28 protein-coding genes and 1 pseudogene are annotated in these 25,365 nt (G+C 74.6%); 12 read left to right on the top strand and 17 right to left on the bottom strand.

Annotated elements, in window-relative coordinates; all coding sequences use genetic code 11:
* A pseudogene (locus HL189_RS02825) lies at positions 1-201 on the bottom strand (cytochrome ubiquinol oxidase subunit I); the annotation flags it as partial.
* Positions 202-493: 292 nt separating this feature from the next.
* Between HL189_RS02825 and HL189_RS02820 the strand changes: the two are divergent.
* Positions 494-769 carry a GlsB/YeaQ/YmgE family stress response membrane protein gene (locus tag HL189_RS02820; RefSeq protein WP_369132183.1) on the top strand — a complete coding sequence of 92 codons (276 nt, stop codon included), beginning with the start codon at positions 494-496 and terminating at the stop codon, positions 767-769.
* Between the two features lie 67 nt (positions 770-836).
* Here the strand turns inward: HL189_RS02820 and HL189_RS02815 are convergent, their stop codons facing one another.
* The 4 genes from HL189_RS02815 to HL189_RS02800 form a co-directional block, all read right to left on the bottom strand.
* Positions 837-1,724 carry a putative RNA methyltransferase gene (locus HL189_RS02815; protein ID WP_369132182.1) on the bottom strand — a complete coding sequence of 296 codons (888 nt, stop codon included), beginning with the start codon at positions 1,722-1,724 and terminating at the stop codon, positions 837-839.
* On the bottom strand, positions 1,721-2,233 hold the full coding sequence (locus HL189_RS02810; RefSeq protein WP_369132190.1) for a metallophosphoesterase: 513 nt from the start codon (positions 2,231-2,233) through the stop codon (positions 1,721-1,723). Before HL189_RS02810 ends, HL189_RS02815 begins: the two co-directional genes overlap by 4 nt.
* Positions 2,234-2,322: 89 nt before the next feature.
* Positions 2,323-3,240, bottom strand: a complete 918-nt coding sequence (locus HL189_RS02805; RefSeq protein WP_369132181.1) for a cation diffusion facilitator family transporter — start codon at positions 3,238-3,240, stop codon at positions 2,323-2,325.
* Positions 3,241-3,332: 92 nt separating this feature from the next.
* Positions 3,333-4,517, bottom strand: a complete 1,185-nt coding sequence (locus HL189_RS02800; protein ID WP_369132180.1) for a M23 family metallopeptidase — start codon at positions 4,515-4,517, stop codon at positions 3,333-3,335.
* 276 nt (positions 4,518-4,793) lie between these two features.
* Between HL189_RS02800 and HL189_RS02795 the strand changes: the two genes are divergently transcribed.
* Together HL189_RS02795 and HL189_RS02790 are read left to right on the top strand one after the other, a co-directional pair.
* A complete protein-coding gene (locus HL189_RS02795) occupies positions 4,794-5,972 on the top strand; it encodes an alcohol dehydrogenase catalytic domain-containing protein (RefSeq protein WP_369132179.1) in 1,179 nt (392 codons plus the stop codon).
* Between the two features lie 165 nt (positions 5,973-6,137).
* Positions 6,138-7,415 (top strand): MFS transporter, encoded by a 1,278-nt coding sequence (locus HL189_RS02790; RefSeq protein WP_369132178.1) that lies wholly within the window; start codon positions 6,138-6,140, stop codon positions 7,413-7,415.
* A 19-nt stretch (positions 7,416-7,434) separates the two neighbouring features.
* Here the strand turns inward: HL189_RS02790 and HL189_RS02785 are convergent, their stop codons facing one another.
* Together HL189_RS02785 and HL189_RS02780 are read right to left on the bottom strand one after the other, a co-directional pair.
* A complete protein-coding gene (locus tag HL189_RS02785) occupies positions 7,435-9,054 on the bottom strand; it encodes an ABC-F family ATP-binding cassette domain-containing protein (protein WP_369132177.1) in 1,620 nt (539 codons plus the stop codon).
* A gap of 92 nt (positions 9,055-9,146) precedes the next feature.
* On the bottom strand, positions 9,147-9,383 hold the full coding sequence (locus HL189_RS02780; RefSeq protein WP_369132176.1) for a three-helix bundle dimerization domain-containing protein: 237 nt from the start codon (positions 9,381-9,383) through the stop codon (positions 9,147-9,149).
* 167 nt (positions 9,384-9,550) lie between these two features.
* Here HL189_RS02780 and HL189_RS02775 point away from each other — a divergent pair, with 167 nt between their 5' ends.
* Positions 9,551-10,195 carry a phosphoribosyltransferase gene (locus HL189_RS02775; protein WP_369132175.1) on the top strand — a complete coding sequence of 215 codons (645 nt, stop codon included), beginning with the start codon at positions 9,551-9,553 and terminating at the stop codon, positions 10,193-10,195.
* On the opposite strand, the gene HL189_RS02770 is transcribed toward HL189_RS02775, so the two are convergent.
* Positions 10,180-10,605, bottom strand: coding sequence for a DUF1801 domain-containing protein (locus HL189_RS02770; protein ID WP_369132174.1), 426 nt, complete (start codon positions 10,603-10,605; stop codon positions 10,180-10,182). The genes HL189_RS02775 and HL189_RS02770 overlap by 16 nt on opposite strands.
* A gap of 111 nt (positions 10,606-10,716) precedes the next feature.
* Between HL189_RS02770 and HL189_RS02765 the strand changes: the two genes are divergently transcribed.
* Positions 10,717-11,259 (top strand): GNAT family N-acetyltransferase, encoded by a 543-nt coding sequence (locus HL189_RS02765; protein ID WP_369132173.1) that lies wholly within the window; start codon positions 10,717-10,719, stop codon positions 11,257-11,259.
* 30 nt (positions 11,260-11,289) lie between these two features.
* A complete protein-coding gene (locus tag HL189_RS02760; protein ID WP_369132172.1) occupies positions 11,290-12,342 on the top strand; it encodes a winged helix DNA-binding domain-containing protein in 1,053 nt (350 codons plus the stop codon).
* A gap of 7 nt (positions 12,343-12,349) precedes the next feature.
* Here HL189_RS02760 and HL189_RS02755 read toward each other — a convergent pair whose 3' ends face one another.
* Positions 12,350-13,270: an ABC transporter substrate-binding protein gene (locus tag HL189_RS02755; RefSeq protein ID WP_369132171.1), complete on the bottom strand. Its 921-nt coding sequence runs from the start codon at positions 13,268-13,270 to the stop codon at positions 12,350-12,352.
* Positions 13,271-13,416: 146 nt separating this feature from the next.
* The gene (locus HL189_RS02750) at positions 13,417-13,863 is read right to left on the bottom strand and encodes a nitroreductase family deazaflavin-dependent oxidoreductase (protein ID WP_369132170.1); all 447 of its coding nucleotides are present in this window, start codon (positions 13,861-13,863) and stop codon (positions 13,417-13,419) included.
* Between the two features lie 212 nt (positions 13,864-14,075).
* Between HL189_RS02750 and HL189_RS02745 the strand changes: the two genes are divergently transcribed.
* On the top strand, positions 14,076-14,996 hold the full coding sequence (locus HL189_RS02745) for a neutral zinc metallopeptidase (protein WP_369132169.1): 921 nt from the start codon (positions 14,076-14,078) through the stop codon (positions 14,994-14,996).
* Positions 14,997-15,002: 6 nt separating this feature from the next.
* On the opposite strand, the gene HL189_RS02740 is transcribed toward HL189_RS02745, so the two are convergent.
* Positions 15,003-15,860: a siderophore-interacting protein gene (locus HL189_RS02740; protein ID WP_369132168.1), complete on the bottom strand. Its 858-nt coding sequence runs from the start codon at positions 15,858-15,860 to the stop codon at positions 15,003-15,005.
* Positions 15,861-16,213: 353 nt separating this feature from the next.
* Between HL189_RS02740 and HL189_RS02735 the strand changes: the two genes are divergently transcribed.
* The 4 genes from HL189_RS02735 to arr all read left to right on the top strand — a co-directional run bounded on the left by HL189_RS02735 (position 16,214) and on the right by arr (position 18,886).
* Complete coding sequence (locus tag HL189_RS02735) at positions 16,214-17,050, top strand: hypothetical protein (RefSeq protein WP_369132167.1); 837 nt, start codon at positions 16,214-16,216, stop codon at positions 17,048-17,050.
* Positions 17,047-17,649 carry a phage holin family protein gene (locus HL189_RS02730; RefSeq protein WP_369132166.1) on the top strand — a complete coding sequence of 201 codons (603 nt, stop codon included), beginning with the start codon at positions 17,047-17,049 and terminating at the stop codon, positions 17,647-17,649. Before HL189_RS02735 ends, HL189_RS02730 begins: the two co-directional genes overlap by 4 nt.
* A gap of 17 nt (positions 17,650-17,666) precedes the next feature.
* Positions 17,667-18,332: a DUF3618 domain-containing protein gene (locus HL189_RS02725; RefSeq protein WP_369132165.1), complete on the top strand. Its 666-nt coding sequence runs from the start codon at positions 17,667-17,669 to the stop codon at positions 18,330-18,332.
* 92 nt (positions 18,333-18,424) lie between these two features.
* On the top strand, positions 18,425-18,886 hold the full coding sequence (gene arr, locus HL189_RS02720) for an NAD(+)--rifampin ADP-ribosyltransferase (RefSeq protein ID WP_369132189.1): 462 nt from the start codon (positions 18,425-18,427) through the stop codon (positions 18,884-18,886).
* Here the strand turns inward: arr and HL189_RS02715 are convergent.
* The 4 genes from HL189_RS02715 to HL189_RS02700 form a co-directional block, all read right to left on the bottom strand.
* Positions 18,883-20,061, bottom strand: a complete 1,179-nt coding sequence (locus tag HL189_RS02715) for an acyl-CoA dehydrogenase family protein (protein WP_369132164.1) — start codon at positions 20,059-20,061, stop codon at positions 18,883-18,885. The two genes, arr and HL189_RS02715, sit on opposite strands and share 4 nt — an antisense overlap.
* A 125-nt stretch (positions 20,062-20,186) precedes the next feature.
* Positions 20,187-20,708, bottom strand: coding sequence for a class I SAM-dependent methyltransferase (locus tag HL189_RS02710; RefSeq protein ID WP_369132163.1), 522 nt, complete (start codon positions 20,706-20,708; stop codon positions 20,187-20,189).
* 3 nt (positions 20,709-20,711) lie between these two features.
* Entirely contained in the window at positions 20,712-21,494 is a 783-nt protein-coding gene (locus tag HL189_RS02705) for an isocitrate lyase/phosphoenolpyruvate mutase family protein (protein WP_369132162.1), read from the bottom strand.
* Between the two features lie 55 nt (positions 21,495-21,549).
* Positions 21,550-21,966 carry a GNAT family N-acetyltransferase gene (locus HL189_RS02700; protein ID WP_369132161.1) on the bottom strand — a complete coding sequence of 139 codons (417 nt, stop codon included), beginning with the start codon at positions 21,964-21,966 and terminating at the stop codon, positions 21,550-21,552.
* Between the two features lie 285 nt (positions 21,967-22,251).
* Here HL189_RS02700 and HL189_RS02695 point away from each other — a divergent pair, with 285 nt between their 5' ends.
* Positions 22,252-23,268 (top strand): DUF2786 domain-containing protein, encoded by a 1,017-nt coding sequence (locus tag HL189_RS02695; protein WP_369132160.1) that lies wholly within the window; start codon positions 22,252-22,254, stop codon positions 23,266-23,268.
* Positions 23,269-23,478: 210 nt separating this feature from the next.
* Here HL189_RS02695 and HL189_RS02690 read toward each other — a convergent pair whose 3' ends face one another.
* Complete coding sequence (locus tag HL189_RS02690) at positions 23,479-23,661, bottom strand: hypothetical protein (protein WP_369132159.1); 183 nt, start codon at positions 23,659-23,661, stop codon at positions 23,479-23,481.
* Positions 23,662-23,808: 147 nt separating this feature from the next.
* The gene (locus HL189_RS02685; RefSeq protein ID WP_369132158.1) at positions 23,809-25,320 is read right to left on the bottom strand and encodes an APC family permease; all 1,512 of its coding nucleotides are present in this window, start codon (positions 25,318-25,320) and stop codon (positions 23,809-23,811) included.
* Positions 25,321-25,365 lie beyond the last annotated feature (45 nt).

Raw genomic sequence — 25,365 nt, 5'->3', positions numbered from 1 at the left:
CAGCTCCGGGCGGGCCAGCTCACCGCGCATCAGCAGCGCCATCAGGCCACCGACGAAGAACCAGATGAACGACGTCGTCGTGTACATCAGGCCGATGGTCTTGTGGTCGGTGGTGCGCAGCAGCGAGAGGAGCCGCGACCCCTTCTCGGCCTCGTGGACCGGGCTCGGCCGGCTCACGATCGGGGCGGGTGCGATCGTCACGCTCGGAGCTTAGACGGTGCCGCACCGGCGGACGCGGCGGGCGAGGGCACCGGAGCGCCGCCGGCCTGGTGCGCGGCCCGGCCCGGGTGCACCCGGTGGCCGACCGACCGGCTCCCGGTCGCGCGGAGGCGGGTGTCCGCGCAGGTCAGCGGCCGGACGCGTCACCCGATCGGGTGAACGGCGGCCGGCCGCGCCGCCAGGGGTTTCGCCGGGACGTAGCCGGGCACTGATGATCTTGCGCTGGACGGACCAGTGCCGACGGCCGTGCCGTCACGCTCAGGAGGTCTCATCCGTGGACATCGGAGGCATCATCCTGGCGATCATCATCGGCTTCGTCGCCGGTCTGATCGCCCGCGCTGTCGTACCCGGCAAGCAGGACCTGGGCATCGTCGCCACGCTGGTCCTCGGTCTCATCGGGTCGGTCGTGGGCAACCTGCTGTTCAGCCTGCTCAAGGGCGACGGCTTCCGGTTCGACCTGGGCGGCTGGTGGGCGTCGATCCTCGGCGCGATCCTGGTGCTGTTCATCTACGTGGCCGCCACGGGCAAGCGCCGCCGCGTCACCCGCTGACCCACCCGCCCGCGATCGCGCGGGCGGCCTCGTTCGCCGAGGGCCCGGCCGTCCGGCCGGGCCCTCGTCATGTCGTGGGGGCGAGCTCAGCGCGGTCGGGTGGGAGAGGGTCCTCCTGCCAGGTGCCGACGTCGACCGCCACCGTCACCCGCACCGGCTCGGGGAGCGCGGCGATGCGGGCGGTGAGCTCGCCGGCCGCCAGGTGCCGCGCGTGCGGCCCCATCCCCACCAGCGTGCGCACCGCCGCGTGGTCGAGCCGCAACTCCTCCCGGTGCGCCGCCGAGGCGACCGGCCGCAGGTGCGGCGCGAGCGACGCGGTCAGCCGCTCGGCCTTCGCCGGGTCGACCGACAGCAGCCCCAGCGGCCCGACCAGCTCGGCCAGGTGGTCGGCCGCCGGGGTGACGACGACGAGCCGGCCCTCCGGCCGCAGCACCCGCGCGGTCTCCGCCCCGTTGCGCGGCGCGAACACCACCAGCACCCGGTCGACGCTGCTGTCGAGGACCGGCCACCGCGCCCAGGAGTCGGCGACCACGGCCATCGCCCGCGGGTGCGCGCGGGCGGCCCGCCGCGCCGCGTAGCGGGAGGCGTCCAGCACGACCCCCACCGCGCCGGGCGCCCGGTCGAGCACCCCGGCCAGGTGCGCGCCGGTGCCGCCGCCGACGTCCAGCACGGTCTCCGGCGGGGTGCCGGCCAGTGCGGTGTCCGCCAGGGCCGCGGTGACCCCGGCGTAGTGGCCGGCGGCGAGGAACTCCGCCCGGTCGGCGACCATCGCCGCCGAGTCCCCGGCGTGCGGGGTGCCATCCGGCGGCAGCAGGGTGACGTGCCCCTGGCGCGCCCGGTCGAAGGCGTGACCGGCCGGGCAGCGCAGGCCGGCGGGGTCGGCGTGCACCGGCCGGCCGCAGACCGGGCAGGCGAGCGCGGCGACCGCGGCCGGGGGGAGCGGCGGCAGGCTCACCGGCCCGCCGGGCGGGGCGGGAGCCGGTGCAGGATCACGTCGCCGAGCGCTCCCCCGCCGACCGTGGCGGTCAGGTAGGTGGCGAACGGCTGGCGCCGGCGGTCGGTCGGCGAGCCGGGGTTCAGCAGGCGGAGGCCGGTGTGCGCGGTCGTGTCCCAGGGGATGTGGCTGTGGCCGAAGACCAGGACGTCGACGTCCGGGAACCGCTCGGCGCACCGCCGCTCCCGCCCCTTGGCGTCGCCGGTCTCGTGGACGACGGCGAACCGGACCCCGTCGATCTCGACCCGGGCCACCTCGGGCAGCCGCTGGCGCAGCGCCCCGTGGTCGTTGTTGCCGCACACCCCGACCAGCCGCCGCGACCGGCGCTCGAGCTCGTCGAGCAGGGCCACGTCGACCCAGTCACCGGCGTGCACGACGACGTCGGCGGCGTCGATCGCCGTCCACAGCGGCGGAGGGAGGTCCCGGGCGCGCTTGGGGACGTGCGTGTCCGACAGGAGCACCAGGGACATCGGCACGACTGCATGGTGTCAGCCGGTACGGCCCCCGTGCAGGGTCCCGCCGCGAGCCCGCGAGTGGCGGGGGGCAAGGGGGTCCTTCTTCAGTCGTGCACGGGCGACTCGTGCCCCTGGTGCCCCGCCGACTCCAGCTGGAAGGTGCAGTGCGCCAGGTCGAAGTGGTCGCCGAGGCACGCGCCGAGGGCGTCGAGCACCCGGCCGCCGTGGCCGTCGGCGAGCATCTCGTCGGTGACGACGACGTGCGCGGACAGCACCGGCTGCCCGGAGGTGATGGTCCAGGCGTGCAGGTCGTGGACGGCGAGCACGCCGGGGACGCCGAGCACGTGGGCGCGGACCTCCGCGAGGTCGACCCCGCGCGGCGCCGCCTCGAGCAGGACGTCGAACGCCTCCCGCAGCAGGGACCAGGCGCGCGGCAGCACCAGGCACCCGACCGCGAACGAGGCGAGCACGTCCGCGGCGGTCCAGCCGGTCGTGGCGATGACCACGGCGGCCACGATGACGGCGACCGAGCCCAGCGCGTCGCCGAGCACCTCCAGGTAGGCGCCGCGGAGGTTCAGCGAGTCGCCCTGCCCCGACCGCAGCAGCGCCAGCGAGCCGAGGTTCACGGCCAGGCCGAGCAGCGCCACCGACAGCATCCAGCCCGAGTGGATCTCCGGCGGGTCCCCGATCCGGCGCACCGCCTCGACGAGAACGTAGCCGCCGACGCCGAGCAGCAGCAGTCCGTTCGCGACCGCGGCGAGGACCTCCAGGCGCTGCAGACCGAAGGTGCGCCGGCCGCGGGCGGGACGCTGCGCCAGCGTGACGGCGGTGAGGGCCATCCCGATGCCCAGGGCGTCGGTGGCCATGTGCCCGGCGTCGGCGAGCAGCGCCAGCGACCCGGAGAGCAGCGCACCGACGACCTCGACGACGAAGACGGTGCCGGTGAGCGCGAGGACGACGGTCAGCCGGCCGCGGTGTCCGGCCGCCACGGTGCCATGGGCGTGCCCGTGGTCGTGCCCCATCGCCGTCCTCCCGATCGGTCCCCGTTCTGGCATGCACTCTGCCGCATGTCAGGGGCTTCCGCCAGGATCCCACCCGGGTCCGGGTGGGTGCGTCACATCTCGACGCCGCGCTCGCGCAGCCAGGGGAGCGGGTCGATCTTCTCGCCGTCGATGCCGCCGACGATCACCTCGAAGTGCAGGTGCGGGCCGGTGGACTGGCCGCGATTGCCGAGCTTGGCGATCTCCTCGCCGGCCTTCACGGTCTGCCCCTCCTCGACGAGGATCTCCTGCATGTGCCCGTAGACGGTCACGTCGCCGTTCTCGTGCTGGATGTACACGACGAGGCCGTAGCCGCTGGCCGCGCCGGCCTTGACGACCACACCGTCGGCAACGGCGTACTCGGGCGTGCCCAACGGGGCGGCGAAGTCGACGCCGGCGTGCAGGGTGCCCCAGCGGTAGCCGAAGCCGCTGCTGATCCGGGCGCCGTGCACCGGCATGGCCGCGCGGTGGCGGGCGGCCTCGGCCGCCGCCTCCTGGGCTGCCCGGTCGGCGTCGGCCTGCACCTGGGCGGCCGCGGCCTGGGCGTCCTCGCGCTCGGCGCGACTGGCGACCATCTCCTGGAGCCGGACCGCGGCCTGGTCGCTGGTCAGGGTCTGCGGATCGGCCTGCAGGAGGCCGAGCTCCTCGGCGACGCTGACCGGCTGCCCGGCGGCGGCGGTCTCGGTCTGGGTGGTCCCGATGTCGGCCGCCGCGATCCCGGCGACGCCGGCCGCACCGATCAGCGCGGCGGCGACGTAGAGGGCGGGGCGGCGGTGGTGCGTCGGCGGCCGGCGGTGCCGGCCCCGGCGCGCCGCGGCGAGCGCGGCGACGACCTGCTCCGGGGCGAACGGGTCGGCCGCCGGGCCGGACGACGCCGGCCCGTCGCCGAGGTCGGCCACGGTGTTGCCGGAGAAGTCCACGGACCCGGCACCGAGCAGCCCGGCGTCCGGGGCCAGCGGCCAGTCCTCGGCGAGGTCGAGCAGCTCGAGCTCGGCCGGCAGCGGCCAGGCGCCGGAGCCAGAGCTGTCGCGGGGGGCCGGGATGGCCGGTGACGGGGTCGCGGGTGCGCCGGCGAGGACGAGCTCGTGCCGCCGGACGTGCAGGTCGGCCGACTCCGCGCGGGGGACGACCGGTGCGAGCACCGCGACATCCGGGGCGGTCGACGAGGACCTGGAGGCGGAGCCCCCACCGGCCGTGCCACCGCGCCAGCGGCGCATCGACCCGTCGTCGTCGATCCGGGCGAGATGTTGCGGGTCCATGCACCTGTCTTTCGTCAGCGGCTGAAACGCGTCGCGAGCCATGTAAACACGTCGTGACCCGTTCGTGATCCTGGCGGAGAGGCATGCACACCAGGTCAAGTGGCTGATGTCACAACAGACTCTGCCAAGCGCGCACCCTCCGTGACGTCAGTCCTGCGAGCGCGTCATGCGTCGAGACACGCTGTGACGGGTACGGCGACCAACGTCACGCCCCCGATCGGGTCCGCCGACCCCGTCGCGGCCGGTCCGGGGCTCCCGAGACCGAGGAGCACCCCCATGCGCGCAGTGACCTGGCACGGCCGGGACGACGTCCAGGTGGACACCGTCCCCGACCCGACGATCCAGGACCCCACCGACGTGATCGTGGAGATCACCTCCAGCGGCATCTGCGGGTCGGACCTCCACCTCATCGAGGTCATGGCCCCGTTCATGACCGTCGGCGACGTGATGGGCCACGAGCCGATGGGCGTCGTCCGGGAGGTCGGTGCCGAGGTGACCGCGGTGGCCCCCGGCGACCGCGTGGTCGTGCCGTTCAACATCTCCTGCGGCACCTGCTGGATGTGCTCGCAGGGCCTGCAGAGCCAGTGCGAGACGACCCAGAACCGCGAGCAGGGCATGGGCGCCTCGCTGTTCGGCTACACCAAGCTCTACGGCCAGGTGCCCGGCGGGCAGGCCGAGTTCCTGCGCGTCCCGTTCGGCAACACCCTGCCGATCAAGGTGCCGCACGGCCCGGCCGACGACCGTTTCGTCTACCTCTCCGACGTGCTCCCGACGGCCTGGCAGGCCGTGCAGTACGCCGCTCCCCCGCCCGGCGGCACCGTCCTCGTGCTGGGGCTCGGGCCGATCGGTGACATGGCCGCCCGGATCGCCGGCCACCTGGGCTCCCGGGTGTTCGCCTGCGACACGGTCCCCGAGCGGGTCGCCCGCGCCCGCGCGCGGGGCGCGGAGGTGCTGGACCGCACCGAGCAGGCCGACGTCGTCGCCTGGATCCGCGACCAGACCGACGGGCGCGGCCCGGACGCGGTCATCGACGCGGTCGGGATGGAGGCGCACGGCTCCCCCGGCGCCAGCTTCGCCCAGAAGGCGACCGCGCTCCTCCCCGACGCCCTGATGGAGAAGGTCATGCAGGTGGCCGGCGTCGACCGGCTGGCCGCGCTGAACACCTCCATCGAGGCCGTGCGCCGGGGCGGCACGATCTCGCTGTCCGGGGTCTACGGCGGCGCGACCGACCCGTTGCCGCTGATGCGGATGTTCGACAAGCAGATCCAGTTGCGGATGGGGCAGGCCAACGTGTGGCGCTGGGTGCCCGACATCCTGCCGCTGCTGACCGACGAGGACCCGCTCGGCGTCGACACCTTCGCCACCCACCACGTGCCGCTGGAGCAGGCGCCGCAGGCGTACGAGACCTTCCGGCAGAAGCAGGACGGCGCGGTGAAGGTGCTCCTCACGCCCTGATCCGTCCGGGAGCCGGCGGGCCGCGCACGATGCGTGCGCGGCCCGCGGCCGGACGTGATGGACCTCATGACCCCTCAGGTGGAAGACGCCGGCGGCGCTGCCGTTGGCTGAGAGGTGGACGGCGACGTCCGCACCGCCCGTCCCCTGCCGTCCGGAGTCCTCCTCGTGCCCCGCGCCCTGCTCGCCCTGTCCATCGGTGCCTTCGGCATCGGCACGACCGAGTTCGTGATCATGGGCATGCTGCCGCAGGTCGCGGCCGACCTCGGCGTCTCGGTCTCGGCGGTCGGCCTGCTCATCTCCGCGTACGCGCTCGGCGTCGTCATCGGCGCTCCGACGCTCACCGCGCTGGGCGTCCGCTTCACCCCGCGGCAGACGCTGGTGGCGCTGATGGTCGTCTTCACCGTCGGCAACGCGCTCTCCGCGCTGGCGCCCGGGTACGCGACGCTCGTCGGCGCCCGGGTGCTGACCGCCCTGGCGCACGGGTCCTTCTTCGGCGTCGGCGCGGTGGCCGCCCGGCGGCTGGTTCCCGCGCACAAGGCCACCCAGGCCATCTCGCTGATGATGGTCGGGCTCACGCTGGCCAACGTCGTCGGCGTCCCGCTGGGCACGTTCGTCGCCCAGCAGCTGAGCTGGCGGCTGGTCTTCGGCGGGGTCGCGGCGATCGGGCTGGTCACCATCGCCGGGCTCCTCGCCTGGCTGCCGCGGGGGGCCGGGGAGCCGACCGATCTGCGGTCGGAGCTGTCCGCGTTCCGCCGACGGCAGGTGTGGCTGGTGCTCACCATCACGACGGTCGGCTTCGCCGCGCTCTTCTCCGTGTACAGCTACGTGAGCCCGATCCTGACCGAGCTCGCCGGTCTGCCCGAGGGCGCGGTGACCATCGTGCTGGCTCTCTTCGGCATCGGGACGACGGCGGGCACCCTGCTCGGCGGGCGGCTGGGTGACCGCTTCGGGTCCTCCTTCATCGCCGGCGGGCTGGTCGCCACGGCGGTCGTGCTCGCGGTCTTCGCGGCGGTCGTCACCTCCGCCGTCGCCGCGGTCGCCACGCTGGTGCTGTTCGGCGTCGTCGCCTTCGCCCTGGGCCCGGCGGTGCAGAACCGGGCGATCGACGCGGCCCGGGTACGCGGCGGCAGCCTCGTGTCCGCGGCCAACCAGGCCGCGTTCAACCTGGCCAACGCGCTGGGCGCGGCCCTCGGCGCGGCGACGCTCAGCCTCGGCCTGGGATACGCCGCGCCGATCTGGGTGGGCGCGGCGCTCGCGCTGGCCGGGGCGGGCATCGCTGCGGCCGGCATGCGCAGCGAGCGCGCCGAGCGGGCGGAGGCGGCCGCGATAGCGGCAGAGCTCGCCGCGACCGCTCCGGCGGCGGTGGAGGCCCGCTCCCCGCAGGGCGCGGTCGACGCCGACGTCGCGGCCTGGCACCGGGCGATGGCGTCGATGCTGCGCTGACGCCGCCGCCCGGGGAGGCTCAGCGGGCTCGTTGCACGCGGGCCTCGTCGAACACCGGCTCGGGCGACTCGTACACCCGCCCGTCGGCGCCGAACACCACGAACCGGTCGAACGTGCGGGCGAACCAGCGGTCGTGCGTCACGGCGAGCACCGTGCCGTCGAACGCGGCCAGCGCCTGCTCCAGCGACTCCGCGGAGAGCACGTCGAGGTTGTCCGTGGGCTCGTCCAGCAGCAGCAGCGTCGCGCCGGAGAGCTCCAGCAGCAGGACCTGGAACCGCGCCTGCTGGCCGCCGGAGAGGGACCCGAAGGGCTGGTCGCCCTGCGCCACCAGCCCGTACCGGCGCAGGGTGGCCATCGCCCGGCCCCGGTCGACGCCCGGGCGCCCGGGCTCGCCGTGCCACAGCAGGTCCACCAGCGTCCGGTCGAGCCAGTCCGGGTGCGCATGGGTCTGGGCGAAGAAGCCGGGGACGACGCGCGCCCCGAGCCGCCAGCTCCCCCGGTGCGCGACCTCCTGCCCGGCCAGCAGCCGCAGGAAGTGCGACTTCCCCGCGCCGTTGGACCCCAGGACGGCGATCCGGTCGCCGTAGTCGACCTCCAGGTCGAACGGCCGCATCAGCCCGTCGAGCTCCAGCTGCTCGGCGACCAGCACCCGCACGCCGGTGCGCCCGCCGCGCAGCCGCATCGTCACCGACTGCTCTGGTGGGCGGTCCGGTGGCGCCCCGGCGGCCTCGAACCTCGCCAGCCTGGTCTGCGCCGCGGAGTAGCGGGAGGCCATGTCCGGTGAGTTCTTGGCCTGCTGCTGCAGCGTCCGCACGAGCTCGACCAGCCGCTGGTGCTCCTCCTCCCAGCGCCGGCGGACCTCGGCCAGGCGCTCGTGCCGGGCCGCCCGGGCCGCGGGATAGCCGGCGAAGTCGCCGCCGTGCACCCAGACGGTCCCACCCTCGACGGTGACCACCCGGTCGGCGACGCGGGAGAGCAGCTCCCGGTCGTGCGATACGAACAGCACCGTCTTGCGGGTCTCCCGCAGCCGCTCCTCCAGCCACCGCTTGCCGGGCACGTCGAGGTAGTTGTCCGGCTCGTCGAGCAGCAGCACCTGGTCGGGGCCCCGCAGCAGCCACTCCAGCGCGAGCCGCTTCTGCTCACCACCGGAGAGGGTCGACAGCTCGCAGTACTTGCACCGGTCGTAGGGGACGCCCAGCGCGGCGACCGTGACGGTGTCCCAGGTGACCTCGACGTCGTAGCCGCCCACGTCGCCCCACTGCGCGAGGGCCGCGGCGTAGGCCAGCTGGGCCGGCTCGTCGTCGGTCTCCATCAGCGCGAGCTCGGCGTCCTCGACCGCGTCCCACGCCGCCCGGACCGCCGGGGGCGCGAGGTCGACCAGGAACCGCTGGACGGTGGTGTCGTCGCGGACCGAGCCGATGAACTGCCGCATCACCCCGAGCCCACCGGCCCGGGCGATGCTGCCGGCCTCCGGGGTCAAGTCGCCGCTGATGATCCGCAGCAGCGTGGTCTTGCCGGCGCCGTTCTCGCCGACCAGCGCGGCGCGGGCGCCGTCACCGATCCGGAAGGAGACGGCGTCGAGCAGCACCCGCCCGTCCGGGAGGGTGTGCCGCACCCCGGTGACGTCGACGTGGCCCACGCCGTCATCGTCCCTGGCCCGGCAAGCCGCTTTCGGCCCCCCTGCAGGGGCCCACCGCGAGCTTGCGAGCGGTGGGGGCAGGGGGTCCTTCCTCAGCCGACGGTCGCGAGCAGCCGGTGCCGGGCCAGTCGCTCGACCAGCTCGGGCAGGGCGGTGGCGGGCACGCCGCTGAGGTCGTTCCAGCAGGTGCGGACCACGTCGACGACGGTCTGCGTCTCGGCGCGGTCGTCGAACTCCTCGGCGAGGCGGCCGACCGCGAGGTCGACCGCGAGGTCGATACGGACGTCGTCGACGGCTGGGGAAGGGGACGGGATCCCGAAGCGGGTCACGTGGGTCCTCTCCGAGGGTGGGGCGGGTTCGGGAACCAGGTTGTCTCACCCGCCTCTGGAACACCAGGGCCGTTCCGTCAGGCGGGACGGATCACGGCGCGTCCCGCGTCCGGCGTGTCGCCCGGACGCCGGGGACGGAGGACGATCAGCCGGACCGGAGGTGCACCGTGCTGTTCCGCGACCGCGCCGACGCCGGCCGGCAGCTCGCCGCCCGGCTGGAGCACCTGCGGGCGCAGGAGGCCGTCGTGCTGGGGCTGCCCCGTGGCGGGGTGCCGGTGGCCGCGCAGGTGGCGGCCGCCCTGGCCGCTCCGCTGGACGTGGTGGTGGTCCGCAAGCTCGGCGTGCCCGGCCACCGCGAGCTCGCGATGGGGGCGATCGGGGAGGACGGCGCGGCGGTCCACTCCCCCGACGTCGTCCGCCGGGCCGGGGTGGCGCCCGCGGCGCTCGAGGAGGTGGAGGCCCGGGAGCGTGCCGAGCTGGACCGGCGGGTGCGCCGGCTGCGGGCGGTGGCACCCCGCCTGCCGCTGGCCGGCCGGACGGCGATCGTGGTGGACGACGGCGTGGCCACCGGCGCCACCGCGCGGGCCGCCTGCGCGGTGGTCCGGGCCCTGGGCGCGGTCCGGGTCGTGCTGGCCGCGCCGGTGTGCGCCACCGACGCGGTCCGGCGGTTGACCGCCGAGGGCGTGGAGGTGGTGAGCGTCGCGACGCCCCGGCCCTTCGGCGCGGTGAGCGCGCACTACGCGCACTTCGGGCAGGTGCCGGACGAGGAGGTCGTGGCGCTGCTGCGGGCCGCGCGTCAGGAGGCGGAGTAGTCGTTCCCGCCGGCCCGGGTGGTGGCCACGGCGTCCCGCAGGAGCCGGTCCAGCGCCACGGTGTCGACCCGGTCCAGCGAGGCGAAGCGGATGCAGCTCTTCCCGCAGGACACCTGGCCCAGCTCCGCGGCCCGGGACTCGGCCAGGTACTGGCCGTCGACGACGGCGGACACGTACAGCGACAGGTGCCGCTTCTGCGGGGCGAGGGCGATCAGCGGCCACATGGTGGTCTCCTTCGCCGACTTCGGCCGGTAGGGCATGAGCCCGTAGCCCAGCATCTGCCCGCTGCCGACCGGGACCAGTTGCCGGTCGATCCCCGGCGCCGCGGCCTGCACGAGCGCGTCCACCCCCCGCAGGTCGCCCTCGCGCGGCCCCGCGGTGGCGAACCAGGCGTCGATCTCGTCGGTCATGGGTCCCCCTCCGGCTGTGGCGGGACGGTAGCGCGGGCGGCGGCGCCCGCGGTGCCGGGTCGGCCGGGATCTCCGGATGACGCCGCGCGAACGGTGTTGCAGGGTGGGCCGGTGGCCGTCGTCCCCGCACTCCGGCTGGTGCCGCTGGAACCCGAGCTGCTCGCCGCCGTCCTGCCCTGGTTCGACCACCCCGAGGTGCAGCGCCGGCTGGGCGGCCGGACGTGGCCGGAGCGGGAGTTCGCGCTGCGCACCGCGGCCCGCCGGGACGACGACTTCCGCGGTCGCCGGGTGCTCCGGGCGCACTCCTACGTGGCCCTCGACCACGAGGGCGCGCCGGTCGCGCAGATCGGTGGGGACGTCTACGACCGCTGGACCGTGTGGGACCCGGCAACCGAGCAGGTCACCGCCGTGCACGAGGGACGGGCCATGGGCGCGGCCTACGTGGTGGACCCGGCGCGGTGGGGTCAGGGCCACGGGCGGTCGGCGCTCCGCGCGCTCACCGAGGCGGCCGAGCTGGCCGACGTCGAGCAGTTCGTGCTGGGCATCGAGCCGGACAACGCCGCCAGCCTGCGGGCCGCCGCGGGCGCCGGGTTCCGCCCGCTGACCACCGAGCCGGACGCCGAGGACATGGTCTACGTGCGGCTGCGCCGCTGACCGTCGGTACCGGGTGCCACGCTGCGCGCCATGACGTCGGAACTCGGCCTGCTGCGGATGGCGGCCCAGGGACTGGTCGGCCCGCGGGAGCTGGACCCAGCCGGAGTGGTGCGCCGGCTCACCGCGGTGCAGGCGCAGGACCTGCCGGGTGCGCTCACCTCCGTGGCGCTGCGGACCGCCGACGGCACCCGCGCCGGGGTGGTCGCCGCGCTCGATGCCGGCACCGTGGTCCGCTCCTGGCCGATGCGCGGCACCCTGCACCTGACCGCCGCCGAGGACCTGCCCTGGATGCTCGAGCTGCTCGGCCCCCGGGCGCTCGCCGGCGCCGCCGCCCGCCGCGCCGGTCTCGGGATCACCGACGCGGAGGTCGAGCGCGCCCGGAAGCTGGTGGTGGCCGGGCTGGCCGGCGGCGGCCGGCTCCGGCGCCCCAGGGTGCTCGCGCTGCTCGCGGACGGCGGCGTCCCGACGACCGGGCAGCGCGGCTACCACCTGCTCTGGTACCTGTCGCAGACCGGCACGCTCTGCCTCGGCCCGACGGACGGCGGCGACCAGTTGTTCGTCCTGCTGGACGAGTGGGTGCCCCGCCCCCGCCGGCTCGAGCGGGAGGCGGCGCTCGGCGAGCTGGCGCTGCGCTTCTTCACCGGCCACGGGCCGGCCACGGTCACCGACCTGGCCCGGTGGGCCGGGGTGCCGGTGCGCGACGCGCGGGCCGGGCTCGCGCAGGTCCGTGACCGGCTGGAGCGGCTGGACGCCGGGGGCACCGAGCACTGGCTGGACCCGGCGACCCCTGGGCGGCTGGCCGCGGCGCGGGAGGAGGCCGACGGCGTCCTGCTGCTGCCCGGCTTCGACGAGCTCGTGCTCGGCTACGCCGACCGGACGTGCACGGTGCCGGCCGAGTTCGCCGACCGGATCGTCCCGGGCGGCAACGGCGTGTTCCGCGCGACCGTGGTCTGCGGCGGGCGGGCCGTCGCCACCTGGCGGGCGGGCCGCTCCACGGGCCGTCCCCTGGAGCTGGAGCCGTTCACCGAGCTGACCGAGGAGGTCGAGGCACGGGCCCGGGCCGTGTACGACGCGCTGCCGTGAGTTCCGGTCAGCTGGGCTGCCGGCCGGCGATCTCCTCGAGGTCGTCCAGCACCAGCCCGGCGCCCAGCGGGCCGATCGCGAGGAACCAGCGGTCGTCGTCCACGGGGTACGCGCGGCCCTGCTGCACCACCGGGAGCGACTGCCACAGGCCGCCGGTGGTCAGTCCGCTCAGGTCCGCCTGCCCGTCCTCGCCGTAGGCGGCGGAGAACAGCAGGTCCCCGTCGGCCTGGCTGATCTCCTCCGGCCCCACCTCGACGAACGTCTCGGGGGTGCGCTGCACCTCGGGGCGGGAGAAGCCGGCGTCGGCCAGCACGGTGCCGATGAAGGAGCCCTCGCCGTAGAGCCGCACCGAGCCGGCCCCGACGAAGCGCACGACGCTGACCTCCAGCGCGGCCGGGTCCCCGAACTGGGCACCCACCTCGACGGCGCGGGCCTCGAGGTCGCTGAGCAGCTGCTCGGCCTCCGCGGTCAGCCCGAGCGCTTCGGCGTCGAGGAGGAGGTTCTCCTTCCACGTGTCACCGACGTCCTCGGCCAGCACGGTGGGGGCGATGGCGCTCAGCTGGTCGTAGATCTCCCGGTGCCGGACGGCGTTGGACAGGATCAGGTCCGGCTCCAGCGCGGCGATCCGCTCCAGGTCGGGCTCGTTGATGGTGCCCACCTCGGCGATCTCGGCCGGGTCCGCGCCGGCGTCCTCGAGGTAGCCGGGCAGCTCCGCGCTGACGTCCGTGCGCACGGCACCGACCGGGGTGATGCCCAGCGCGACCACCGCGTCCAGCTCGCCGGTGTCCAGGACGACGACCCGCTCGGGCTCGCCCACGATCTCCGTCGTGCCCAGCGCGTGGGTCACCGTGCGGGTCTCCTCCTGCGCCGCGGCCGCGGGCTCCTCCGCCGCGCCGGACGACGACCCGCACGCGGTCAGGGAGAGCACTCCGACCACCATGAGCGCGACCGCGCTCCTGCCCGTGACACCGCGCACGACTGCCCCACTCCCTCGGACGACTTAGGAAAGCCTAACCGAAGCCCTCGGGGTGATCGGAGGCGCCTCTCGTGCTGGACGCCGGGAGCGCCTGCCGCTCAGCTCCTGGGCTCGACGACGAACACCGGGATCTCCCGGTCGGTGCGCTCCTGGTAGTCCGCGTAGTCGGGGAAGGCGGCGACCGCCCGCTCCCACCACTGCGCCCGTTCCTCGCCCTGCAGCTCGCGCGCGACGCCGTCCACCACCCGCTCGCCGTCCTGCACGGTCACCTCGTCCGGGTGCGCCTTGAGGTTGTGGTACCAGGTCGGGTGCTTGGGGGCGCCGCCGTCGGAGGCGACCATGCCGTACCTGCCGTCGTGCTCCACGCGCATCAACGGGAACTTGCGGATCTTCCCGCTCCGCGCGCCACGGGTGGTGTAGACGACCACCGGCTCGGTGCGCCCGGGCAGCGTGTTCGCCTCCCGGCCGCCCGTGCGCTCGTACACCTCCACCTGGTCCCGCACCCACTTCTCCGGACTCGGGACGTACTCACCTTCCAGGGGCATGACCCGAGCCTAGGGCGGCGCCGCCGACCTCGCGGCCGGCGACGGCGACCCCGGCAGGCATGGCCGACCCGCCGGTGCCTCCGGTCCGGATGCGCCCGATCAGCGGCGGCGGCAGAGTGGCACCGCGGCGGCGGGAGCGTCCCGCCGGGAGCCCAGGAGCCGCTGTCCCCCGTCCCGCGACCGACCGGACCCGACGAGGAGGCCTGCCAGCGATGAGGTACCGGGAGGGCGGGAGCCTCGACACCTCCGGCGTCCAGGACCGCCGCGGCGGCGGTGGGCGCACCGGTGGTGGGCGCGGGCTGGCCGTGGGCGGCGGCGGGCTCGGGCTAGTGGGTCTGATCGTCGTCGTCCTGGTGCAGGTGCTCGGCGGTGGCGGCGGCGGGGGGACGGCCGACCTCGCGGGAGTGCTCGGTGGGCTCGGCAGCGGGCAGACCGCCGACAACGCCGCGCTGGAGCAGTCGTGCCGGAGCAGCGAGGACGCGAACGGGTCCGTGGAGTGCGCGGTCGTGGCCGACATCGAGTCCATCCAGGACTTCTGGACCGGGACGCTGCCGGGCTACCAACCCGCCGACACCGTGTTCTTCTCAGGCCAGGTGCAGACCGGCTGCGGCGGGGCCACGAGCGGGTCAGGTCCGTTCTACTGCCCGGCCGACCGGCTGGTCTACATCGACCTGACGTTCTTCGACGACCTCCGGACGCAGTTCGGCGCCGAGGGCGGGCTCTTCGCCAACGCCTACGTGCTCGCCCACGAGTACGGGCACCACGTGCAGAACCTGCTCGGCACGAACGCGCAGGTGACGCCGGGCGAGACCGGCCCGGCCAGCGGCACCGTGCGGCTGGAGCTTCAGGCCGACTGCTACGCGGGGGCCTGGGCCCACCACGCGACCACCGTGCCCGACGACTCGGGCGCACCTCTGATCGCCGAGATCACCCAGGACGACATCGACCGGGCCCTGGACACGGCCGGGCGGATCGGCGACGACTTCATCCAGCAGAACCTGGGCGGCGGGACGATCGACCAGGACGCCTTCACCCACGGCTCCTCCGAGCAGCGCCGGCTCTGGTTCACGACCGGCTACGAGTCCGGCGACCCGGCGGCGTGCGACACGTTCGGCACCGACGACCTGGGCTGACCGGCGTCAGCCGGCGGCGAGCGCCTGCTCCTCCGCCTCGATCTGCGCGTTCCAGTCCCGCTTCCCGGCCTGCCAGCGGTCCTCGGTGTCACCGAGCCGCCAGTAGCCGGAGATCGAGGTGAACTCCGGTGCGAGGCCCCGCTCGGCCCGCAGGTGACGGCGGAGCTCGCGGGCGAGGCCGGCCTCGCCGTGGACGAAGACGTGCCCGGTCCCCTCCGGCAGCGGGCAGGCCCGGACTGCGTCGACCAGCACGGCCCCCGGTGCGTGGTCCCCGCGGTGCAGCCACACCAGCTCGGAAGGGGCGGCCACGACCAGGTCGGCCTGCTCCTCCGCCGGCCCCTCGACCTCCAGGAACACCAGGGCGCGGGCGCCGTCGGGGAGGCGGCCCAGCGAGGCGCCGATCGCCGGCAGCGCGCTCTCGTCGCCGGCCAGCAGGTGCCAGTCGGCGTCCGGGTGCGGGGCATAGGCCCCGCCCGGGCCGAGGAGCTGGATGCGGTCCCCGGGCGCGGCCGCGGCCGCCCACGGCCCGGCCAGCCCCTCGTCGCCGTGGTGGACGAAGTCGATCGTCAGCTCGCCGGCCTCGGCGTCCCAGTAGCGCACGGTGTAGGTGCGGGTGACCGGCCACAGCTCGGCGGTGAACTCGGCGCGCACCTGCTCGACGTCGAACGGGGCGCCGTAGGGCGCGCCCGGCGGTGGGAACAACAGCTTCACGTAGTGGTCGGTGAACTCCCCGGCCGGGAAGCCGGCCAGCCCCTCGCCACCGAGGACCACCCGGATCATGTGCGGGGTCACGCGCGAGGTCCGCACCACCTCGCCGACCCGCGCGACCCGCGGCCGCCGCTGCTCGCGCGCCGGACTGCTCATCCACACTCCTCCGACCATGAAGGGAAGCCTTCCCTTGCCTGGCGCAGGCTACGCGGTGCGCCTGCGCAACCGGTCGCCGCGTCGATCTTCCTGTTTACGCCGTAGATCGCTGCGGGTACCAGGTGCTCCGACGGACGGCGTCCCACCGAGGCCAGGTGGGACCCAGCCGAGCGACACCGACCGACCTGGGCACCTCCCGGTGCCCACACGCCGTCCCGCGACCAGCACCACCACCCGGCCACCCGGCCGGCCATGGCGGTGTCCCTCGTGCGGGCGGGGTCGCCACCGGGCACGGACGCCCACACCGGACACCAGCACCACAGTCACGGACCCGACGCACGACAGGAGGAACGATGACCCACTCCATCGGCACCCCGACGCAGCCGCCGCCGGCCAGTGGCGCCACCGGCGTGACGGGTACCCCGTCCACCAAGGACGTCGCCAAGGACGAGGCCCGCAACGTGGGCCAGACCGCGGCGCAGGCCGGCAGCCAGGTCGCCTCGACCGCCGCCGACCAGGCCAAGCAGGTCACCCAGGAGACCCGGCGCCAGGCGCAGGACCTCGTGGCGCAGGGCCGCCAGCAGCTCCAGGACCAGGCACGCACCGGCCAGCAGAAGGCCGGCCAGGGCCTGTCCGAGATCGCCCAGCAGCTGCGCACCATGGTCGAGGGCGGCGGTCAGACGCCGTCCGGCCCCGCCGCCGACCTGGTCCGCCAGGCCGGGGACAAGGTCGAGGAGATCGCCGGCTGGATCCAGAGCCGTGAGCCCGGTGACCTGGTCAACGAGGTGCGCGCCTTCGCCCGCCGGAAGCCGGGCGTGTTCCTGCTCGGCGCAGCCCTCGCCGGCGTCGTCGCCGGCCGGCTGACCACCGGTGTGGTGGCCGCGCACAAGGAGGACAGCTCCTCCTCGACCACCGGGTACACCCCGCAGCGGGCCTACGACGCGCCGGGCCCGGTCTACGCCGAGGGCAGCTACACCACCGGCACCAACTACGTCGCCGACACCCCGGCCACCGGCTACACCACGCCGGCGTACGAGACCACCGGCACCACCCCCGGGTACTCGACCACCGGGACCACCGGCGCTGTCCCGCCGCCGCCGTACGGCACGGTCCCGTCCGAGGGCACCTCGGGGACCACCGCCTCCGGCTGGGACGACCCGGCGCGGACTTCCGGGGAGGACCGGCTGTGAGCTCCCCGACTGGCGGACAGCCCTACGGGCAGCCGGGCACGGGATACGCGCAGACCGGCTCGACGGGCTACGCCGCACCGCCCACCGCCGAGGAGTACGGGCAGACGCACAACACCACGCAGCACCTCGGGGACGCCCAGCCGCTGACCGACGAGGGGCATCCCGACGTCGAGGGCGTGTCGGTCGGTGACCTGATCGGTGAGGTCACCCGGGACATGTCGACGCTGATGCGCCAGGAGCTCGAGCTGGCCAAGGCGGAGCTCCGGGCCGAGGCGAACAAGGCGACCGACGAGGTCAAGGCGCAGGGTGCGAAGGCGGGCAAGGGCGCCGGGATGCTGGGTGGCGCCGGCTACGCCGGACACCTCGGCGTGCTGTTCCTCTCCATCGCCCTGTGGTGGGCCCTGTCGCACCTGGTGGGCCACAGCTGGTCGGCGCTCATCGTGGCCGTGCTCTGGCTGATCATCGCCGCGGTCCTCTACTCGATGGGCCGCAAGCAGCTCAAGCAGGTCGACTTCAGCGGCCTGAAGCAGCTCAACCCCAAGCCCGAGCGCACCGTGGAGACCCTCCAGCAGGTGCCCGGCGCCCTCAAGCCCAACTGACCGGACAGGAGACAGACATGACCAGCAGCGACCCGGAAGTGATCCGGCGCCAGATCGAGGAGACCCGTAGCAACCTCAGCTACGACGTCGACGCCCTGAACGAGAAGGTCAACCCCACGCGGGTCGTCGACCGCCGCGTCGGACGGGCGAAGAGCACGGTGTCCGGGCTCAAGGACCGCGTCTTCGGCGCGGCCCACGACACGGGCCAGCGCGCCAGCGGCACGACCTCCAACGTCGCCGGCAGCGTCCAGGGCGCGGCGTCGACGGCCTCGGAGAACGTCTCGAACGCCGCCAGCACCGCCATGGACGCCGTGCAGTCGGCCCCGCAGACCATCCAGCGCCAGGCGCAGGGCAACCCGCTCGCCGCGGGCGTGATCGCCTTCGGCGTCGGCTGGCTGGTCTCCTCCCTCCTGCCCACCAGCGAGAAGGAGAAGCAGCTGGCCTCGCAGGCCGAGTCGGCGGTCCGGGAGCACTCCCAGCCGCTGGTCGACCAGGCCAAGAACGTGGCCCAGGAGATCGGCGACAACCTGAAGCCGGCCGCCCAGGACGCCGTCCAGTCGGTCAAGGAGACGGCGCAGGAGGGCGTGCAGACGGTCAAGTCGGAGGGCCAGTCGGCCGCTCAGGACGTCCAGGGCCAGGCCCAGGACTCCAAGCAGACCGTGCAGGGGCACGCCACCTCCTGACCCCACCGCACGTACGTACGACGGCCCCCGGTGCACCGCACCGGGGGCCGTCGTGCGTGCGGCCGACCGTGATGTCCGACGAGAGGACGGTGATGGGCGAGAACGGCAGCACCCGCGTCCCCGTGACCTACGAACGCTGCGACCACATCGCCGGGCCCTTCTACCACGGGACGAGGTCCGCGCTCGTGGCCGGCGACGAGCTGGTCCCCGGCCACGGCTCCAACTTCCAGGAGGGCCGGGTGTCCAACCACATCTACTTCACCGCGCTCGTGGACACCGCCGCGTGGGGAGCGGAGCTGGCGACCGCGCTGGCCGGGAGCCGGGAGCGGGGACACGTCTACGTCGTCGAGCCCCTGGGTCCCTTCGAGGACGACCCGAACGTGACCGACAAGAGGTTCCCCGGCAACCCCACGCAGTCCTACCGCACCCGCCATCCGCTGCGGGTGGTCGGCGAGGTGGACAGCTGGGAGGGCCACGACCCGGAGGTCCTCAAGGGGATGCTGGACCACCTGGCGCAGCTGCGGGAGCAGGGACTGGACGTCATCGAGGACTAGTGGAAGGCGCTGATGCCGGTGATCGCCCGCCCGACGATGAGGGTGTTCATCTCCCGGGTCCCCTCGTAGGAGTACAGCGCCTCGGCGTCGGTGAAGAACCGGATGACGTCGTGGTCGAGGACGATCCCGTTGCCGCCGAAGACCTCGCGGGCCATGGCGACGGTCTCCCGGCCCCGCCCGGTGACGTAGCTCTTGGCCAGCGCCGCCTGCTCGTCCCGCAGCTCGTCCCGCTCCTGCAGCTGGGAGATCCGCACGGTCATGCCGAGGCTGGCGGTGACGTTGCCCAGCATCCGCGCCAGCAGGTCCTGGACCAGCTGGAAGCTGCCGATCGGCTTCCCGAACTGCACGCGTTCCCCGGCGTAGGCGACCGCCGCCTCGTAGGCGCCGAGCTGGCAGCCGACGCCGCTCCACGCGACGCCGCCGCGGGTCACCTTCAGCACCTTGTTGACGTCGCGGAACGAGTTGCCGCCCTCGAGCTTGTCCGCGGCGGGGATGCGGCAGTCGCTGAACGTCAGGTCCGCGTTCTGCACGGTGCGCAGCGCGATCTTGTCCTCGATCTTGCTCGCCGCGAAACCGGCGGTGCCCTTCTCCACGACGAAGGTCTTCACCTGGTCGTCGGCGACGTCGCGGGCGAACACCACGACGACGTCGGCGAAGGTGCCGTTGCCGATCCAGCGCTTCGCGCCGTTGAGCACCCATGAGTCGCCGTCCCGGCGGGCGGTGGTCCGCATGCCGCGGGCGACGTCGGACCCGCCCTCGGGCTCGGTGAGCGCGAACGCGCCGATCGTCTCCAGCCGCATCATCGACGGGATCCAGCGCTGCCGCTGCTCCTCGGACCCGAGGACCATGATCGACCCCATCGCCAGGCCGCCGTGCACCCCGATGAAGGTGGCCATCGACGGGTCGACGCGGGCGAGCTCCATCGCCTGGAACCCGGTGAACAGCCGGGATGCGCGCGGGCGGCCCTCCCAGTCGTAGGAGCGGCCGACGATGTCCGCCGCGGCGAACCGCGGGACCAGGTCCATCGGGAACTCAGCGGCCGCCCAGGCGGCGTTGACCCGCGGCCTGACCTCGCTCGCCAGGAACTCGCGGAGGGCCAGCAGCTCCTTCTGCTCCTCGTCGGGCAGCAGTGACTGGTACCCGAGGAAGTCGGCGGGCAGGAGCTGTTCGGTCATGGCGGCGATGCCCTCTCTCTCGTCGTCGTCGACGTGCCCCCGATGCTGCGCCCAGGTCCGCACCCCAGCCACCGGGGACGGCGCAGCTCACCCGGCGTCCTCGTCCGAGCCGGTCCGGCCCACCGTCACCTGGCGACGCACAGTCCGATCGCGATCGACGGCCGCGGTGGCGTGTCCCCGGTGTGGACGCCGGTCACCGCCAGCCGGTACGGCGCGGCCAGGGCGGCGATCCGGGTGGCCCGTCCATCCGCCGCGCCCGGCGTGAGCGGCTGGTCGACCAGGACGAACCGTCCGCCTGGGGCGAGCACCCGGCGGACGACGCCGAAGTCCTCGGCCGGCGACCGCCAGAACGCCCCCACGTGGACGGCGACCACCAGGTCGAACGCCTCGGCCGGCAGGTCGGCGGCGGCCAGCTCGGCGGTCTGCACGGCCACCCGGCCGGCTGCCACGTCCTCGCGGTTCCGCCGGAGCGCGGCGGCGGTCATCGTCGGCGACCTGTCCAGACCCAGCACGGACCCGCCGGCCAGCCGCTCGGCGATCAGGGAGAGCAGGACGCCGTGACCGCAGCCGACCTCGAGTACGCGCTCACCCGGCTGCGGGGCGGCCATCTCCGCGGCCCAGGCCAACCGTGCCGACGCGCCGCCCATGGCTCAGGTCAACGGGCGCGTGCCGGCCGGCAGCGTGCCGCCGGCCACCATCTCGGCGACGGCGTCCTGCAGCGCGGTGAGCGCCACCCGCTGGGTGAACGGGCCGGTGGACACCCGGGCGACGCCGAGGTCCTGCATCTCCCGTGCCGGCAGCGACTGCCCGGGGACGCTGATCAGCGTGAGCCGCCCCGGCCCGAGTCCGTCCACCAGCGCGACGATCTCCTCCCGGGCGACCACTCCCGGCACGAAGATCACGGGCGCGCCGGCGTCCAGGTAGGCGCGTCCCCGGCGCACCGCCTCCGCGAGCACGGCCGACCGGTCGGCGTCGCGGCCGGCCCGGATGAACGCGTCGGTGCGCGCGTTGAGCACGAAGTCGATCCCGGTGTCCCGGCCGGCGCGGAGCACCGCCTCGACGGCATCCACGGCGTCGTGCAGCGGCCGCATCTGGTCCTCCAGGTTGCCCCCGACGACCCCCGCCGCGATCGCCCGCCGGGTGGTCTCGCCCGGGTCGCCGTAGCCGGCCTCCATGTCCATCGACACCGGCAGGTCCACCGCGGCGGCGATCCGGCCGACCATGTCCAGGTGCAGGTCCAGCGGGATGTTCTCGCCGTCCTCGTAGCCGAAGGTGGCGGCGATCCCGTGGCTGGCGGTGGCCAGCGCCCGGACACCGGCGGTTGCGGCGACCACCCGCGCCGAGCCGACGTCCCACACGTTGGTGAGCACCAGGATCTCCGGCGCGGTGTGCAGCTCCATCAGGGTGCGGGCGCGCGTGGCGAGGTCGGCCATGGCGGCCAACCTAGCGACGCCGGTGCACACCGGGTGGCTGCTCAGCCCCCGCGCCTCACAGGGGCTGGTAGTACCGGACCAGCGGCAGAGGCCGGAAACCTGCCCGCTCGTACACGTGGCGGGCCGGTGCGTGCCCGGGATCCCCACCGGTGGCGACGACCGCGATCCGGCACCCCGCCTGCCGGATCGCGTCGAGCGCGTGGGCGGTCAGCAGCCCGCCGACGCCGCGGCCCTGCCGGACCGGGTCGACCGCGAGCATCTCGATCTCCCCGCTGTCCGGCTCGTCGTACGTCTCGTCGTGGACGACGACGGTCACGAAACCGGCCGGACCGGACTCGTCCGCCGCGACCCACACCCGCGTGCCCTCGCGGGTGCAGCCGGCCGTCACCGCCCGCGCCTGGGCGGCCTCCCAGTCCGGGTAGAGGTGGTCGTACACCGCTGGTCCCAGCGCGTCCGCCATCGAGGCGAACACCGCGCCCAGGCGCGGAGCGCGAGGGCGACGACCTCGGGGAGGTCTTCGGCGGTGAACGGCCGGACGCGGACTGGCACACGGCCAGCGTCCCCGCGGGGTCAACCCGTTTCCGGCGCCGGAGCGGCCGCTCCTCGAGCCTGTCCCGGGCCGGTGTGCTGCTCCCTGTCCCCAGGCACGGTGCCGTTCCACAGCCCCTCCCCTCGCGCGACCGCAGCGGCCGGGTGGTCGAGGCTGAGCCGGAGCCGGCCCCGGCGCGGCGCCGGCCACGAGACGGAAGGACCACCCGTGCAGGGATCGACGACGGCTGAGGACGTGCTGCGGCTGGTGCTGGCCGGTGGGCGGCTCGCGGCGGAGCCGGGCGTGCAGGCGGCCGACCTGGACCGCGTCGTCGTCCGGCTGATCAGCCGCGACGCCGGCGTGGACAGCGACGGCTCGGTTCAGCGCATGGTGTCCGACCTGCTCCTGCGGCTGTGGCAGAACGGCTGGCAGCCCGCCGACGTCGTCCACGTCGTACGGCGACGCGCCACCCAGCGGGCCGGCCGGCTGGTGTCCGCGGTGATCGCCGGGGTGCCGGCCGGCGTCTCCCCCGCCTGGCAGGCGCAACTGGACCGGCTCGAGGTGCCGGCCGGGTCCGTCACCGACTGGTGGCGCGCCGAGCGGGTCGTCCCGGCGGTGGCCTGGCGCGAGGTGTTGCGGGTCGTCGGCGTGCTGCGGAGCCTGCCGCCGATCGAGCGGCTGACGCCGCCGCCGTCGGGCTCGTCGGCGACGCAGCCGCCCCTCGATCCGGGCGCTCCCGACGAGCGGGCGCTGAGCCGGATCCGCGGACTGCTGGCCAAGGCGGAGTCGACCGAGTTCGCCGCCGAGGCCGAGGCGCTGACCGCGAGGCCCCAGGAGCTCATGGCCCGGTACGCCATCGACACCGCGGTCCTCGCCGGACGTGGTGAGGGGGCGGCTGGGAGCGCCACCGTCGGGGTCCGCCGCTTCCACCTCGACGATCCGCACGCGGAGGCCAAGGCGTCGGTGGTCCACGCGGTCGCCCGGGCGAACGGCGTGCGTGTCGTCCTCATGCCCGGTTCGGCATCGCCACGCTGGTGGGGATGGCGGCCGAGTTGGACCTCGTGGAGCTGCTGGTCACCTCGCTGCTGGTGCAGGCCGGTCGCGCCCTCAGCCTCGAGGCCGGAGCCGGCGGTGCCCGCGCCCGGTCCACCGCCTACCGGCGGGGCTTCTACTACTCCTTCGCCCAGCGCATCGGGGAACGGCTCACCGACGCCCGTGACCAGGCCCGAGCCGAGGCCTCCGTGACGTACGGCAGCGCGCTGGTCCCGCTGCTCGCCGAGCGCGCGGCCGCCGTCGACCGGGTGGTCGACGAGCTCTTCCCGCGCTTGCGCCAGCGGAGCGGGCCCGCGGTGGACCCGGCGGGCTGGGCGGCCGGACGGCGCGCGGCGGACGACGCCGAGCTGGGTGCCGGGCGGTCCCGGCTGCCCGGGGGCGCCCTGAGCCCGCGGCCCTTCCTCAGAGCAGGACGTCGAAGGTCGACGCGAGATCGCGCATCAGCATGGCCTCCCGGGTCAGGTCGGCCGCGGTGGTCAGCCATCCGGAGACGAACAGCAGCGTTCCCGGCTGCTGCTCGTCCAAGGACGCCGTCGCCGCGGACAGCCCCGCCTGCCCGACCGCATCGCATGCCAAGGTCATCATGACCGGCCCCTCTCCTCGCTTGCCCAGAGGGTCGGCAGGGGCCGTGCGAACCTGAAGCCACGAAACACGAAAGACCCACGGTTGCCCCCTTCGAGGGGGATCAGAGGTAGGCGGCGCTTCGTCGGTGGCCGCGGAGCCGGCCGCGGCTCACTCCCGCGGCATCGTCTCGCCGCGGAAGAACGCGGGGGCGACGAGGTTCCAGGCGATCATCAGGAGCACGCCCAGCAGCAGCGAGCCGACGCCCACGACGAAGACGCCGCCCACCCCCAGCACCGTGGTGTAGCCGTACGCCGGGTCGGCGTACTCGATGCAGGCGAGCACGAACACCACCAGCATGAACACCCCGCCCAGCAGCGGCAGGAGGAAGCGCATGAGGACGTCGCGGGCCGAGCGCAGCGAGCGGCGGAACTGCCAGGCGCAGGCGAACCCGGTCAACCCGTAGTAGAAGGCGATGAGCATGCCGGTCGCCACGATCGAGTCCTGCAGCACGTTCTCGCTGACCAGCGTGAGCCCCACGTAAAACGCGACGGAGACCACGCCCATCCAGACCGTCGAGACGGTGGGCGTGAGGTACCGCGGGTGGATCCGGGCGAAGCGCTCCGGCAGCGCCCCGTACGCGGCCATGGACAGCGTCCCCCGGGCGGTGGGCAGGATCGTCGTCTGCGTGCAGGCTGCGGCCGAGGTGAGCACCGAGAGCAGCAGCAGGGTCTCGAACACCCGGCCCGCGAGGTCGTCGCCGAACACCGTCGCGCCCAGCGCGGCGAACACGTCCTCGGCGTTGGCCTCGTTGCCCAGCCCGATCCCCTCGGTGCCGACGCCGGCGAAGGCGACCGTCGCGATCGACACGACGGTGTAGATGCCGACCAGCAGCACGGTGGAGATGATCGCCGCCCGCCCCGGCGAGCGGGCGGGGTCGATGGTCTCCTCGTTGACCGCCAGCGCGGAGTCCCAGCCCCAGTAGATGAAGACCGCCAGCAGCACCGCCTCGGTCAGGGACGACCACTCGAGCCCGGCCGGCCACAGCCACGACAGCGACGGCATCAGCGAGCCGGCCGGCGCCGTCCCGCCGTAGACCGCGACCAGCGCGTAGGCGGCGAACGCGACCAGGACGACGATCTCGATGACCAGCAGCACCCACTGCACCCGGGCCGTGGGCTCGATGCCCCGGTAGCAGAGCCAGGTCATCAGCGCGATCCAGCCGACCCCGGCCAGCGTCGTCCACAGCGTGCTCTCCGCCAGGGAGTCCAGCCCGACCAGCCGGTAACCGTAGGACCCGGCGACCTGGGCGAGGTTCGCCATCACGATGACGTCGGCGGCGATGATCCCCCAGCCGCCCATCCAGCCCGCCCGTGGGCCGAACGCCCGGGCGGCCCAGGTGAACGTCGTCCCGCAGTCCGGTTCGCGCCGGTTCAGCTGCGCGTAGGCGACGGCGATGAGCCACATCGGGACGAACGCCAGCAGCATCACCGCCGGGGCCTGCACGCCGACGGCGATGACGACGAAGCCCAGCGTGGCGGCGAGCGCGTACGCCGGCGCGGTGGAGGAGACGCCCAGGACGACGGAGGACACCAGGCCGAGCGCCCCGCGTCGGAGGCCCTTGTCGACCGCGGTGCCCTCCACCCGCGGCGGGGCGAGGGCAGCGCCGTCCGATGAGCTCACGCGGCGGCCGCAGTCGCTGTCATGCCGACGGTTATCGCACAGCGG

This window comes from Modestobacter sp. I12A-02662, assembly GCF_041028325.1.
GTDB lineage: Bacteria > Actinomycetota > Actinomycetes > Mycobacteriales > Geodermatophilaceae > Modestobacter.
This window is presented reverse-complemented; position numbering and strand designations above follow the sequence as displayed.

Excerpts from the sequence above, each read along its gene's own strand:
- HL189_RS02740 (WP_369132168.1), bottom strand. The coding sequence starts at position 15,860 with ATGAGCAGTCCGGCGCGCGAGCAGCGGCGGCCGCGGGTCGCGCGGGTC.
- HL189_RS02795 (WP_369132179.1), top strand. The coding sequence starts at position 4,794 with ATGCGCGCAGTGACCTGGCACGGCCGGGACGACGTCCAGGTGGACACC.
- HL189_RS02805 (WP_369132181.1), bottom strand. The coding sequence starts at position 3,240 with ATGGGGCACGACCACGGGCACGCCCATGGCACCGTGGCGGCCGGACAC.
- HL189_RS02770 (WP_369132174.1), bottom strand. The coding sequence starts at position 10,605 with ATGACCGACGAGATCGACGCCTGGTTCGCCACCGCGGGGCCGCGCGAG.
- HL189_RS02750 (WP_369132170.1), bottom strand. The coding sequence starts at position 13,863 with ATGCCCCTGGAAGGTGAGTACGTCCCGAGTCCGGAGAAGTGGGTGCGG.
- HL189_RS02715 (WP_369132164.1), bottom strand. The coding sequence starts at position 20,061 with ATGACCGAACAGCTCCTGCCCGCCGACTTCCTCGGGTACCAGTCACTG.
- HL189_RS02705 (WP_369132162.1), bottom strand. The coding sequence starts at position 21,494 with ATGGCCGACCTCGCCACGCGCGCCCGCACCCTGATGGAGCTGCACACC.
- HL189_RS02710 (WP_369132163.1), bottom strand. The coding sequence starts at position 20,708 with ATGGGCGGCGCGTCGGCACGGTTGGCCTGGGCCGCGGAGATGGCCGCC.
- HL189_RS02735 (WP_369132167.1), top strand. The coding sequence starts at position 16,214 with ATGACCCACTCCATCGGCACCCCGACGCAGCCGCCGCCGGCCAGTGGC.
- HL189_RS02725 (WP_369132165.1), top strand. The coding sequence starts at position 17,667 with ATGACCAGCAGCGACCCGGAAGTGATCCGGCGCCAGATCGAGGAGACC.
- HL189_RS02745 (WP_369132169.1), top strand. The coding sequence starts at position 14,076 with ATGAGGTACCGGGAGGGCGGGAGCCTCGACACCTCCGGCGTCCAGGAC.
- HL189_RS02690 (WP_369132159.1), bottom strand. The coding sequence starts at position 23,661 with ATGATGACCTTGGCATGCGATGCGGTCGGGCAGGCGGGGCTGTCCGCG.
- HL189_RS02810 (WP_369132190.1), bottom strand. The coding sequence starts at position 2,233 with ATGTCCCTGGTGCTCCTGTCGGACACGCACGTCCCCAAGCGCGCCCGG.
- arr (WP_369132189.1), top strand. The coding sequence starts at position 18,425 with ATGGGCGAGAACGGCAGCACCCGCGTCCCCGTGACCTACGAACGCTGC.
- HL189_RS02760 (WP_369132172.1), top strand. The coding sequence starts at position 11,290 with ATGACGTCGGAACTCGGCCTGCTGCGGATGGCGGCCCAGGGACTGGTC.
- HL189_RS02800 (WP_369132180.1), bottom strand. The coding sequence starts at position 4,517 with ATGGACCCGCAACATCTCGCCCGGATCGACGACGACGGGTCGATGCGC.